The organism is Bradyrhizobium commune (assembly GCF_015624505.1).
GTDB lineage: Bacteria > Pseudomonadota > Alphaproteobacteria > Rhizobiales > Xanthobacteraceae > Bradyrhizobium > Bradyrhizobium commune.
Genome location: NZ_CP061379.1, coordinates 1,719,935 through 1,732,753, shown reverse-complemented (window position 1 = coordinate 1,732,753; position 12,819 = coordinate 1,719,935). Strand labels below are relative to the sequence as shown.

Below are 12,819 nucleotides of genomic sequence, written 5' to 3'. Positions count from 1 at the left end.
GCAGCCACGGACGCGGCCCTCTCCCACAAGGGCCGAGGGCACATCAATGCGCACCCCGCCGCCTGGCCAGTCCCCTCAGGCCACCGCCGCAGGGATCGGGCGCGGGCTGACGACATATTCGCGCAAGACCTTGTCGTTGGCGTCGACCTCGATCAGCGCGACGTCGTAGGTCCAGAGATCGGCGAGATGCTGGAGCACGCGCTTGGCGTCGGTCTCGTTGAGCTGCGAGCCCTTGATGACGCGGTGATGCAGGATCAGCCGGCGGTCGCCGGCGAGATCGACATCGACCACCTCGATATTGGCGTCGATGTAGCCGACGTCGTGCTGCCGTGCCAGCTCGCGCCGGACGCGGCGGAAGCCGCGCTCGTCGTGGATCGCGTCGACACGGATGCCGGCGCGTTCCTCGGGATCGTCGTGCAGGTGGAACATGCGGAAGTGCCGCATCAGCTTCGGGCTCAGAAACTGGGCGATGAAGCTTTCGTCGCGATAATTGGCCCAGACGTCGCGCAGCACACCCATTACGTCGTTCTTGCCGGCGATGTCGGGGAACCATTCGCGGTCCTCGTCAGCCGGATTGGTGACGATGCGCTCGATGTCCTGCATCACGGCAAAGCCGAGCGCATAGGGATTGAAGCCCGAGAAGCGCTGATCGTCGAATTCGGGCTGGAACACCACGTTGGTGTGCGATCCCAGGAATTCGAGGAAATTGCCATCGGTGATGCGGCCCTGCTGGTGCAGCTTCGTCATGATGCGATAGTGGACGTAGGTCGCCGTCCCCTCGTTCATCACCTTGGTCTGGCTCTGCGGATAGAAATATTGGGCGATGTGGCGGACGATGCGCAACAGCTCGCGCTGCCAGGGCGCCAGCCGCGGCGCGCTCTTCTCCAGGAAATAGAGCAAATTTTCCTGCGGCAGGCCGAGCAGCTTGCGGCGTCGTTCGAGGGAGATCGCAGACCGGGTCTTCGAGGCGCCCTTCGGCACGGTGCGCCAGAGGTCGTTGAAGACCTCTTCCTCGTGCTGGCGCCGGCGCCCTGCCCGCTTCTCCTCCTCGCGCAGGTCGAGCTTCTTCTTGCCGGGATAGCGGTCGATGCCGTGCGACATCAGCGCGTGCGCGGCGTCGAGCGTGCGCTCGACCTCGACACGGCCGTAGCGCTCCTCGCACTGCATGACGTAGTTCTTGGCGAAATCCAGATAGTCCAGAATGCCTTCGGCATCGGTCCACTGCTTGAACAGATAGTTGTTCTTGAAGAAGTGGTTGTGGCCGAAGGCGGCGTGCGCGATCACCAGCGTCTGCATCGTCGCCGTGTTCTCCTCCATCAGGTAGGAGATGCAGGGCGAGGAGTTGATCACGATCTCGTAGGCAAGTCCCATCAGGCCCTTGCGGTAGGACGCCTCGTGATAGGCGAAGTGCTTGCCGAACGACCAGTGCTTGTAGAACAGCGGCATGCCGACCGACGAATAGGCATCCAGCATCTGCTCGGCGGTGATGACCTCGATCTGGTTCGGATAGACGTCGAGCCCGAGATCCTTCAACGCCACCTCCTCGCAGGCATCGGTGATGCGCTGCAAGGTCCGGAAATCCCAATCGGCGCCTTCGAACAAGCGTTCCGTCATGGAGCAGCTTTCTCCTGCGTGGCTTCGCGGCGCTGGAACAGATCGTGGAACACCGGAAAAATCTCGCTGCGCTCGCTGACCTTGCGCATCGAGAGCGGTGCGCCGCTGTTGCGCAGACGCTCATAGAGGGTCCAGAGTGAGGAATCGGAGAGATCGAAGGCGCTGCCGCCGGACTCCCCGACCTCGAGATAGGCGAAGAACTGGCAAACCGGGAGGATCTTCTCGGTCAGCAGCATGCCGGTGAGCTCGCCGTCGGAATAGGAATTGTCGCCGTCGGAGGCTTGCGCGGCATAGATGTTCCAGTCCGACGGGTTGAAGCGCTCGCGCACGATTTCGTGCATCGCCTGAAGCGCGCTCGAGACCAGCGTGCCACCGGAGGCCGGACCGTAGAAGAAGGTCTGCTCGTCGACCTCCTCGGCGCGGTCGGTGTGGCGGATGAAGACGATCTCGACATGCTTGTAACGCCGCTTCAGGAATACGTAGAGCAGCATGTAGAAGCGTTTGGCCAGGTCCTTCATGTGCTCGGACATCGAGCCGGAGACGTCCATCAGGCAGAACATCACCGCCTGCGCCACCGGCTTCGGCACCATCTCGAAACGGCGATAGCGGATGTCGAGCGGATCGATGAAGGGAATCCGTTTCGACTTCGCCTTCAGCGTTGCGAGCTGGGCGAGAAGCTCGGCGCGCTCGTCCTCGTCGGTGGACGCGGCGATCGCGGCTTCCAGCTCTTCGAGCTCCTCCTTGCGGGGACGCTTGAGCGCAATGCGGCGCGCAAGCGCGAGCCGGACCGTGCGGCTGACCGAGATGTTGGCGGGCGAGCCCGACGTGGTGTAGCCGGCGCGCTGGATGCCTTCGCTTTCGGTCTGCGCGATCTTGCGCTTGGCGAGATCGGGCAGCTCGAGATCGTCGAGGAAGAGATCGACGAATTCGTCGCGGCTCAGCACGAAGCGGAAGGCATCCTCGCTGTCGCCTTCACCGGGACCGGAATCCTTGGCGCTGCCCTGGCCGGAGCGCTGGAGATAGTCGCCCTCGATGAACTTCTTGTTGCCGGGCAATACCATGTCGCGCGTCCCGCCTTCACGGCGGAACCGCGGCTCGTGCATGCCGTCGAGCGGGATCGTAACCTCACCACCCTCCAGGACGTCCTTGATGTCGCGTTCCTGCGAGGTCTTCTTGACGGCGCCCTGCACCAGGGATTTGGCCCGACGCAAGAACCGCTGCCGGTTCTCAAGACTCTTGCCGCCCGGATTCAGGCGCCTGTCAATAATATGAATGGCCACTTTCTCATCCGCCTCAACCGGCTTGCTTCACGCGCATGTACCATTCGACCAGTCGGCGAACCTGACGCTCGGTGTAGCCGCGCTCCACCATGCGTGCGACGAACTCGCCGTGCTTCTTCTCCGTCTCGCCGTCCTTCTTGGACCCGAACGAGATGACCGGAAGCAGGTCCTCGACCTGAGAGAATATCCGCTTTTCGATCACATCGCGAATCTTCTCGTAGGAGGTCCAGGTCGGATTCTTGCCGCCGTTCTGGGCCCTGGACCGTAACGAGAATTTGACCACCTCGTTGCGGAAGTCCTTCGGGTTGGCGATGCCGGCCGGCTTCTCGATTTTCGTCAGCTCCTGGTTCAAAAGCTCGCGATCGAGCAGCTGGCCGGTGTCGGGATCCTTGAAGTCCTGATCTTCGATCCAGGCGTCGGCATAATCGACGTAGCGGTCGAACAGGTTCTGGCCGTAATCCGAGTAGGATTCGAGATAGGCCTTCTGGATCTCGTTGCCGATGAACTCGGCGTAGCGCGGCGCCAGATCCGCCTTGATGAATTCGAGATAGCGTTTCTCGACTTCCTCGGGCAGCTGCTCGCGGCGGATCGACTGCTCCAGCGCGTACATCAGGTGCACGGCGTCGGCGGCGATCTCCTGCGGATCGTGGTTGAAGGTCGCAGCCATGATCTTGAAGGCGAAGCGGGTGGAGACGCCGTCCATGCCCTCGTCGACGCCGGCGGCATCGCGATATTCCTGGACGCTGCGCGCCTTCGGATCGGATTCCTTCAGGCTCTCACCGTCGTAAACCCGCATCTTGGCGAACACCGTGGAGTTCTCGTGCTTGCGCAGGCGCGACATCACCGAGAACCGCGCCAGCGTCTCCAGCGTCGAGGGCGCGCACGGCGCGGCCGCGAGCTCGGAGCCCTGGATCAGCTTCTCGTAGATCTTCTGCTCTTCGGTGATCCGCAGGCAGTAAGGCACCTTGATCACGCAGATGCGGTCGATGAAGGCCTCGTTGTTCTTGTTGGCCTTGAAGCTCGCCCACTCCGCCTCGTTGGAGTGCGCGAGGATGACGCCGGTGAACGGGATGGCGCCGATATTCTCGGTGCCGATGTAATTGCCCTCCTGCGTTGCGGTCAGCAGCGGGTGCAGCATCTTGATCGGCGCCTTGAACATCTCGACAAATTCAAGGATGCCCTGGTTGGCGCGGTTGAGGCCGCCGGAATAGCTGTAGGCGTCGGGATCGTTCTGCGCGTAGGTCTCGAGCTTGCGGATATCGACCTTGCCGACCAGCGAGGAGATATCCTGGTTGTTCTCGTCACCCGGCTCGGTCTTGGAGACTGCGATCTGGCGCAGCCGCGACGGCTGGATCTTGGCGACGCGGAATTGGGAGATGTCGCCGCCGAAGGCCTCAAGCCGCTTGTAGCACCACGGGCTCATCAGGCCGGTGAGGCGCCGGCGCGGAATGCCATATTTCTCTTCCAGCATCGGCCCGAGATGATCGGGATCAAACAGGCTGAGCGGGCTTTCGAACACGGGCGAGAGTTCATCGCCGGCTTTGAGCACGTAGATCGGCTGCACTTCCATCAGCGACTTCAGCCGCTCGGCGAGCGAGGATTTGCCGCCGCCGACCGGTCCGAGCAGATAGAGGATCTGCTTGCGCTCTTCGAGGCCTTGCGCGGCGTGTCTGAAGAAACCGACGATGCGCTCGATGGTTTCTTCCATGCCGTAGAAGCCGGCGAAGGCTGGATAAGTCCTGATCGTGCGATTCAAAAAAATACGGCCAAGGCGTGGGTCCTTGGCCGTGTCAATCGTCTGGGGCTCGCCGATCGCCGCTAGCAACCGCTCGGCCGCATTCGCGTATTTCATGGGATCGCTTCGACACGATTCCAGATATTCCGCCATCGACATGTCGTGCTGGCTTCTCGCCTCGAACGACCGAGCGAAAGCGTTGAATAAAGAATCGTTGTACATGATCCCTCTCCGCGTGAGTTCCGCTACAAGCTGAAACGAAAGCAGTTACTGGACCGTTCCTCAGCGCCAGTCTCGAATCAGCGTGAGCACATGACGATCATTGGACACCCGGGTGCAGACTCGACGCAACGCACAACGTAGGCACTCTTTGAGTTACGAACAGGCACATGCCTGTTATTTGTGCGAATCTATATCTATATTGGCTCATTTCCAGAAAATGTCACTCGGTCGCAACATCCGGGCATTACCGGGGATCGCTCCATCCGGCACCGCACCATACTGACCCGCGAGCGGCGAACTTATGACGCTTGTACGGCGAAGCCTTGAGCACCGTCTTGCGCGCCGCGTTCATCTTCCTGCTGCAATGCGGTGCGTTGATTGCTCGCAGCATGACAATCGCGGCAAGCACGCAGCAGTGTGTCAAAATCGGTCGCCAACCCCTCCGAACGGATAACGATTCGACCGCTCTGCCGATCGTCCTGCGCGCAGCGCATCTGGGCACCACTCGTGCACAGCTGCCGCTGCATGGCCGGCGTCGGCGTCAGCACGATCATCCTGTGCCCGCGGCATTCGTCAGCCGAGACCTCCGCAATCGAGTCCCACAGCAGAAAGTCGTTGCCGATGCGGAGATCGCGGACGCCGTAGGCGGTGACGACCACCACCGGACCCCGCTCGGCCGGCAGCATCCAGATCAGCCAGCAGGTGATGGGACCGAACACCGCGACGCCGGCATAGCCCAACGCCGTGTCGTAGGCGACGCTATCCCACCAATCGAAGGCAAGGCCAGCGCTCAGCAGCGTCATCGCGAAGCCCGCGGCGACCAGCAGCCGCTGGCGCGTCACGCATTGCCCGATTTCGAGATCGTGGGATGCGTCGACGCAGACCGCCGGCGCGACCGCTTGGGGGCTGTCGGCGACGGCGAGCGCGACGCCATGACGCTGTATGTGCATGCTTTCCCCCAGCATGGCCATTCGCGACCGAGCCAACGATCCGTCAGCCGGATCGAAATCCGCCGACGACCACTCCGTCACGCGACAGTTAGGCTTTACGCAGGAGACCTCGACCGAACGATCCCGGCCGACGGCACTTTATTACGCAAAACCAACGCTGCCGCCTGGATCGTCATGATCGCGACGGAGTTACACTGAGAGTATGACGCGAATACCCTTGATTGGTTCCCTCCCGGGAGCATGTAAGCTAGACGATAGCGCGTCAGGACCGGCGCGGAAACCCCTCGCCCGCAGGCTTGGAGATAAATAATCATCATGAATCCCGTCAAAGAACTGGAAAAGCACGGACAAGCCGTCTGGCTGGACTTCCTGGCCCGCGGCTTCATCGCCAAGGGCGACCTGAAGCGGCTGATCGACACCGATGGCGTCAAAGGCGTCACGTCCAATCCGTCTATCTTCGAGAAGGCGATCGGCAGCTCCGACGAATACGACGCCCCGATCGGCAAGGCGCTGAAGCGCGGCGACCGGACCGTCGCCGATCTGTTCGAGACGGTCGCAGTCGAGGACATCCAGAGCGCCGCCGACGTGCTGCGCCCGGTCTACGATCGCCTCAAGGGCCATGACGGCTATGTCAGCCTCGAGGTTTCGCCTTACCTCGCGATGGACACCGCCGGCACGATCGCCGAAGCGCGGCGGCTGTGGAAGGACGTCAATCGCAAGAACCTGATGGTGAAGGTGCCGGCGACGCCGGAAGGCCTGCCGGCGATCGAGACACTGATCGGCGACGGCATCAGCATCAACATCACGCTGCTGTTCTCGAAGGCAGTCTATCTCAGGGTTGCCGAGGCCTATCTCGCGGGCCTCGAGAAATATGTCGCCGGCGGCGGCGATCCGTCGCATGTCGCAAGCGTCGCGAGCTTCTTCGTCAGCCGTATCGACAGCGTGGTCGACAAGCAGCTCGACGAGAAGATCGCGCGGGCCAACGACCCATCCGAGAAGGAGCGGCTTGCTGCACTGAAGGGCAAGGTCGCGATCGCCAACGCCAAGGTCGCCTACCAGGATTACAAGCGCCTGTTCTCGGGGCCGCGCTGGGAGAAGCTCGCCGCCAGGGGCGCCAAGCCGCAGCGCATGCTGTGGGCCTCGACCGGCACCAAGAACAAGGACTACAGCGACGTCCTCTATGTCGAGGAGCTGATCGGCCCCGACACCGTCAACACCGTGCCGCCGGCAACGCTCGATGCGTTCCGCGACCACGGCAAGCCGCGCGACAGCCTGGAGGAGAATGTCGAGGACGCCTATCGTGTGCTCGAAGAGCTGGAGCGCTCCGGCATCTCGCTGGATGCGATCACGGAAGAGCTCGTCAAGGACGGCGTCAAGCAGTTTGCCGACGCCGCCGACAAGCTCTACGGCGCGGTCGCGCACAAGCGCGCAACCGTGCTCGGCCCTGCGATCGACCGCCAGCAGCTCTCGCTCAGTGACGGACTCGGCAAGGCAGTCGCCAAGAGCACCGAGGAATGGCGCGCCTCGGCAAAAATTCGCAGGCTGTGGCAGCGCGACAAATCGGTCTGGACCGGGACGGATGAAAACAAATGGCTTGGCTGGCTCGACAGCGCAGCGAAAGCCGACGTCGCCGATTATGAGGACTATGCCAGCCGCGTGAAGGGCCAGAAATTCTCCGATGCCGTCGTGCTCGGCATGGGCGGATCGAGCTTAGGGCCCGAGGTGCTGGCTGAGACCTTTGCGAGGAAGGCGGGCTTCCCCAAGCTGCATGTGCTGGATTCCACCGATCCGGCGCAGGTGCGGGCGATGGAGGCGAAGATCGACATCGCCAACACCGTGTTCATCGTGTCGAGCAAGTCCGGCGGCACCACCGAGCCGAACGCGATGAAGGACTATTTCCACGAGCGCGTCGCGCAGGCGATCGGGCCGAAGGCCAAGACCGGCTTCCGCTTCATTGCGGTGACCGATCCCGGCTCGTCGCTGGAGAAGGCAGCAACGAAGCTCGACTATGCCCGCATCTTCCACGGCGAGCCGTCGATCGGCGGGCGCTATTCGGTGCTCTCGCCATTCGGCCTGGTGCCGGCGGCGACCGCCGGCATCGACGTCAAGACGCTGATCAAGCATGCGCTGTCGATGGCCCGCTCGTGCGGACCGGACGTGCCGCCAGCTGAGAACCCCGGCGTGCAGCTCGGCCTCGCCATGGGCCTCGCCGGGCTTGAAGGCCGCGACAAGGTGACGATCCTGTCGTCGAAGAAGATCGCCGATTTCGGCGCCTGGGCCGAGCAGCTCATCGCGGAATCGACCGGCAAGGAGGGCAAGGGTCTGATCCCGATCGCCGGCGAGCCGCTGGCCGATCCGTCAGTCTACGGCAACGACCGCTTCTTCATCGACATCCGCACCGAAGGCGAAACGGATGCCGACCATGACGCCAAGCTCAGCGCGCTCGAAGCGGCCGGTCATCCCGCCGTGCGCATCGTGATGAAGTCGATCGATCATCTCGGGCAGGAATTCTTCCGCTTCGAGATGGCGACCGCGGTGGCGGGCTCAATTCTCGGCATCAACCCGTTCGACCAGCCGGACGTGGAAGCGGCCAAGATCAAGACCCGCGAGCTGACGGCAGCGTACGAGAAGACCGGCGAGTTGCCGCCGGAGCAGCCCGTGGTCAGCACCGCTGAGGCCGACCTCTACACCAACGACGCCAACGCCGCCGCATTGCGCGCGATGGGGGCCAATGGCGACCTCACCTCCTGGCTGAAGGCGCATATCACGCGCTCCCGCCATGGCGACTACTTCGCCCTGCTCGGCTACATCGCGCGCGACAAGGCCACGATCGAGGCGCTTCAGGAGATGCGGACGGCCGTGCTCGAGAAGCGGCATCTGGCGACTGCCGCCGAGTTCGGCCCGCGCTTCCTGCACTCCACCGGGCAGGCCTACAAGGGCGGGCCCGACAGCGGCGTGTTCCTCCAGATCACCGCTGACGATGCCAAGGACCTGGCCGTGCCGGGTCAGAAGGCGAGCTTCGGCGTGATCAAGGCGGCGCAGGCCCGCGGCGATTTCGACGTGCTCACCGAGCGCGGCCGGCGCGCGCTTCGGGTGCACCTGAAGGGTCCGCTCAAGAAGGGTCTCGCGGCGCTCAATGCGGCGCTTAACGACGCACTGAACTAGGGGATTATCTCAATGCAACTCGGCATGATCGGCCTCGGCCGGATGGGCGGCAACATCGTTCGCCGGCTGATGCGCCACGGACATTCGACCGTGGTCTACGACAAGGACGCCAAGGCCGTCGCCGGCCTGGCCGCAGACGGCGCGGTGGGCTCGGCGACGCTGGAGGAGTTCATCGCGAGACTCGAGCGGCCGCGCAACGCCTGGGTGATGCTGCCTGCGGGGCGCATCACCGAGCAAACGATCGACACGATCGCGGGCGTGATGCAGGACGGCGACGTCATCATCGACGGCGGCAACACCTTCTGGCAGGACGACGTCCGCCGCGGCAAGGCGTTGAAGACGCGCGGCATCCATTATGTCGACGTCGGCACGTCAGGCGGCGTCTGGGGGCTCGACCGCGGCTATTGCATGATGATCGGCGGCGAGAAGGCCGTGGTCGACCGGCTCGATCCGATCTTCGCCGCACTCGCACCCGGCGCCGGCGACATTCCGCGCACCGAGGGACGTGAGGGGCGCGATCACCGCATCGAGCAGGGCTACATCCACGCCGGCCCGGTCGGTGCCGGCCATTTCGTCAAGATGATCCACAACGGCATCGAATACGGCCTCATGCAGGCCTATGCCGAAGGGTTCGACATCCTCAAGAACGCCAACCTCGATGCGCTGCCCGCCGATCATCGTTACGATTTCGATCTCGCCGACATCGCCGAAGTCTGGCGGCGCGGCAGCGTGATCCCGTCCTGGCTGCTCGATCTCACCTCGACCGCGCTCGCCGACAGCCCGCAGCTCGCGGAATATTCCGGCTTCGTCGAGGATTCCGGCGAGGGACGCTGGACCGTGAACGCAGCGATCGACGAGGCCGTGCCGGCGGAAGTCCTGACCGCGGCACTCTACACACGTTTCCGTTCCCGCAAGGAACACACCTTCGCCGAAAAAATTCTCTCGGCGATGCGCGCGGGTTTCGGCGGCCACAAGGAGCCGAAGCAGCCGGACGCTTCGAAGCCGAAGTAAGAGCAACAAGCAAGCGAAGGCGTACAGTTCGTGACAAAAGACCTTCAAGCCAAGCGCAAGCCGGAAAATTGCGCCTTCGTCATTTTTGGCGTGACCGGAGACCTCACCCATCGGCTGGTGATGCCATCGCTCTACAATCTGGCGGCCGAGCACTTGTTGCCGGAAAAGTTCTGCGTCGTCGGCGTGGCCCGCAAGGGCCAGTCCGATGACGAGCTGCGCGACAGCCTGTTAAAGGGCCTGAAGCAATTCGCGACGCGGCCCATCGATGACGACATCGCCCGGAAGCTGCTGGAATGCGTGACCTTCGTCGAGGCCGATCCAAAAGACCCGCCGTCGTTCGACCGCCTGCGCGAGCATCTGGATTCGCTGGAATGTGCGCAGGACACCGGTGGCAACCGGCTGTTCTATCTGGCAACGCCGCCAGCCGCGTTCGCGCCGACCGCGCGCGAGCTCGGCCGCACCGGCATGATGAAAGAGAACGGCGCCTGGCGCCGGCTCGTGATCGAAAAGCCGTTCGGCACCGATCTCGTGACCGCGCGCGCGCTCAATGCCGAGCTATTGAAGATCATGGAGGAGCACCAGATCTACCGGATCGATCACTATCTCGGCAAGGAGACGGTGCAGAACATCCTGGTGCTGCGCTTCGCGAACGGCATGTTCGAGCCGATCTGGAATCGCAACCATATCGACCACGTCCAGATCACGGTGGAGGAGAAGCTCGGCGTCGGCCATCGCGGTGGGTTCTACGATGCCACGGGTGCGCTGCGCGACATGGTGCCGAACCATCTGTTCCAGCTGATGTCGCTGGTCGCGATGGAGCCGCCGGCGCGTTTCGACGCCCATTCCGTGCGCTCGGAGAAGGCCGAGGTTCTGACCGCGATCCAGCGGCCGAGCGAAGAAGAAGCGCTGAAGAGCTCGGTCCGCGCCCAATATCTCGCCGGCCGCATCGGCGATGATGAGCTGCCGGACTACCGCAAGACCGAGGAGGTCAAGCCCGGCAGCACCACCGAGACTTTCGTCGCGCTCAAATTGATGATCGACAATTGGCGCTGGGCCGGCGTTCCCTTTTATCTGCGCACCGGCAAAGCGCTGGGGCACAAGCGCACCGAAGTCGCGATCAAGTTCAAGCAGGCGCCGCTGTCGATGTTCAACGGCACCACCGTCGACCGCCTTTCGCAGAACTTCCTGACCATCGGCATTGCGCCGACCGAGACCATCGAGCTCCAGTTCAACGCCAAGATTCCGGGACCGAGCATCACCATCGACGGCGTCGAGATGAAATTCAAATACGGCGACTATTTCCGCGCCGATCCCTCGACCGGGTACGAGACGCTGATCTACGACTGCATGATCGGCGACAACATCCTGTTCCAGCGCGCCGACGGCGTCGAAGCCGGATGGGAAGCGGTACAGCCGTTCCTCGATGCCTGGCAGAACGCCGGCACCAATGGCATCGAAACCTATGAAGCCGGCAGCGACGGCCCGGCCTGCGCCGACGAGCTGCTCCGGCGCGACGGCCGCAGCTGGCGGAAATATTCGTGATGGCGGCGGCCGACCAGCCGAAGCTGATCGTCGTCGCCGACGCGGAAGCCCTTGCACAGGCTGCGGCCGAACGGGTGATGGCGCGCATTGCCGCCAATCCCGGGCGCATCGCGATTGGGCTGACCGGCGGCTCTGGTCCGAAGAAGCTCTATCAGTTGCTTGGCAGCGACGCGTATCGCGGCAAGATTCCGTGGGATCGCGTGCACTGGTTCATCGGCGACGAGCGCTTCGTGCCGGAAAACGATCCCCTCAACAACATGGCGGTCGCGCGCGCGGCCTTTCTCGATCGCAGCGCGCCGTCAGGGCATATCCACCCGATTCCGACAACGGCTGAAAATCCCGACGCCAGCGCCGCGGCCTATGCGCGCGAGCTGCAAGCCTTCTACGGAGCTGAAAGCCTCGATCCGGCCCGGCCGCTATTCGATCTCGTGCTGATGGGGGCGGGCCCGGACGGCCACACCGCATCGTTGTTTCCGGGCTATCCCGAGATCGAGGAGACCGGGCGCTGGGTCGTCGGCGTGCCCAAAGCCAATGTCGCGCCTTTCGTGCCGCGGGTCTCGCTCACTTTGCCGGCGCTGGCCTCGTGCCGCGAAATGCTGTTCGAGATTGCAGGGCACGACAAGCAGCCGATCTTGACGCGCCTCCTCAATGGCGAGACTCTGCCGGCCGTACGCGCGCGCTCGAATGGTGAGACCGTCTGGCTGGTCGACCAGGCCGCGCTTCCGGAGGGGATTCGTGGCGGGCGTTGAAGCACCTTGTGCGTTGATCGTGATGGGCGTGTCGGGCTCGGGCAAGAGCACGATTGCCGAGTTGCTTGGCCAGCGCCTCGGATGGCGTTTCGAAGACGGCGACAGCTTTCATCCCGCACGCAATGTCGAGAAGATGCGGGCCGGCCATCCGCTCACCGACGAGGACCGCTGGCCCTGGCTCAACGCCATCGCCGACGAGATCGCGCGGGTCTGCGACAAGGGCGGGCACGTCATCATTGCCTGCTCGGCGCTGAAGCACACCTATCGCGACGTGCTGCTGCGTGGACGCAGCGACGTCCGCTTCGTCTTCCTGAAGGGCAGCCAGGAGCTGATCGCCGACCGGCTCTCGCACCGCAAGGGCCATTTCATGCCGCCCGGACTCCTCACCAGCCAGTTCAACACGCTGGAGCCGCCCGAGGCGAGCGAGCATGTCATCACCGTCTCGATCGACGAATCCGTCGAGACGATCGTGGACGGCATCGTGCGGCAGTTAAGATTCGACGGTGTGAAACGCTGAGGCCATGAAATCCGAGGCCATGAAATCTGAGGTG

Annotated in this window: 9 protein-coding genes; 5 read left to right on the top strand and 4 right to left on the bottom strand. The window is 63.4% G+C overall.

Going from position 1 to position 12,819, the window contains the following annotated elements:
• Nucleotides 1-75: 75 nt before the first annotated feature.
• The 4 genes from IC761_RS08170 to IC761_RS08155 all read right to left on the bottom strand — a co-directional run bounded on the left by IC761_RS08170 (nucleotide 76) and on the right by IC761_RS08155 (nucleotide 5,822).
• Nucleotides 76-1,614, bottom strand: a complete 1,539-nt coding sequence (locus tag IC761_RS08170; protein WP_195802749.1) for a SpoVR family protein — start codon at nucleotides 1,612-1,614, stop codon at nucleotides 76-78.
• Complete coding sequence (locus IC761_RS08165) at nucleotides 1,611-2,888, bottom strand: YeaH/YhbH family protein (RefSeq protein ID WP_195804588.1); 1,278 nt, start codon at nucleotides 2,886-2,888, stop codon at nucleotides 1,611-1,613. Before IC761_RS08165 ends, IC761_RS08170 begins: the two co-directional genes overlap by 4 nt.
• Nucleotides 2,889-2,907: 19 nt before the next feature.
• Entirely contained in the window at nucleotides 2,908-4,851 is a 1,944-nt protein-coding gene (locus IC761_RS08160; RefSeq protein ID WP_195802748.1) for a PrkA family serine protein kinase, read from the bottom strand.
• A gap of 299 nt (nucleotides 4,852-5,150) precedes the next feature.
• Entirely contained in the window at nucleotides 5,151-5,822 is a 672-nt protein-coding gene (locus IC761_RS08155) for an STM3941 family protein (protein WP_195802747.1), read from the bottom strand.
• A gap of 294 nt (nucleotides 5,823-6,116) precedes the next feature.
• Here IC761_RS08155 and IC761_RS08150 point away from each other — a divergent pair, with 294 nt between their 5' ends.
• From IC761_RS08150 to IC761_RS08130, 5 genes are read left to right on the top strand one after another with little or no spacing between them, the layout of a single operon-like run.
• A complete protein-coding gene (locus IC761_RS08150) occupies nucleotides 6,117-8,966 on the top strand; it encodes a bifunctional transaldolase/phosoglucose isomerase (protein WP_195802746.1) in 2,850 nt (949 codons plus the stop codon).
• Nucleotides 8,967-8,978: 12 nt separating this feature from the next.
• Nucleotides 8,979-9,977, top strand: a complete 999-nt coding sequence (gnd, locus tag IC761_RS08145; RefSeq protein WP_195802745.1) for a phosphogluconate dehydrogenase (NAD(+)-dependent, decarboxylating) — start codon at nucleotides 8,979-8,981, stop codon at nucleotides 9,975-9,977.
• Nucleotides 9,978-10,007: 30 nt separating this feature from the next.
• On the top strand, nucleotides 10,008-11,519 hold the full coding sequence (gene zwf, locus IC761_RS08140; RefSeq protein WP_195802744.1) for a glucose-6-phosphate dehydrogenase: 1,512 nt from the start codon (nucleotides 10,008-10,010) through the stop codon (nucleotides 11,517-11,519).
• Nucleotides 11,519-12,268: a 6-phosphogluconolactonase gene (gene pgl, locus IC761_RS08135; RefSeq protein WP_195802743.1), complete on the top strand. Its 750-nt coding sequence runs from the start codon at nucleotides 11,519-11,521 to the stop codon at nucleotides 12,266-12,268. Before zwf ends, pgl begins: the two co-directional genes overlap by 1 nt.
• Nucleotides 12,255-12,785 carry a gluconokinase gene (locus IC761_RS08130; RefSeq protein WP_195802742.1) on the top strand — a complete coding sequence of 177 codons (531 nt, stop codon included), beginning with the start codon at nucleotides 12,255-12,257 and terminating at the stop codon, nucleotides 12,783-12,785. Before pgl ends, IC761_RS08130 begins: the two co-directional genes overlap by 14 nt.
• The last annotated feature ends 34 nt before the right edge of the window (nucleotides 12,786-12,819 follow it).

Bases quoted from the DNA above. Each gene is read 5' to 3' on its own strand.
- gnd (WP_195802745.1), top strand. From the start codon at position 8,979: ATGCAACTCGGCATGATCGGCCTCGGCCGGATGGGCGGCAACATCGTT.
- IC761_RS08155 (WP_195802747.1), bottom strand. From the start codon at position 5,822: ATGGCCATGCTGGGGGAAAGCATGCACATACAGCGTCATGGCGTCGCG.
- IC761_RS08150 (WP_195802746.1), top strand. From the start codon at position 6,117: ATGAATCCCGTCAAAGAACTGGAAAAGCACGGACAAGCCGTCTGGCTG.
- pgl (WP_195802743.1), top strand. From the start codon at position 11,519: ATGGCGGCGGCCGACCAGCCGAAGCTGATCGTCGTCGCCGACGCGGAA.
- IC761_RS08160 (WP_195802748.1), bottom strand. From the start codon at position 4,851: ATGTACAACGATTCTTTATTCAACGCTTTCGCTCGGTCGTTCGAGGCG.
- IC761_RS08170 (WP_195802749.1), bottom strand. From the start codon at position 1,614: ATGACGGAACGCTTGTTCGAAGGCGCCGATTGGGATTTCCGGACCTTG.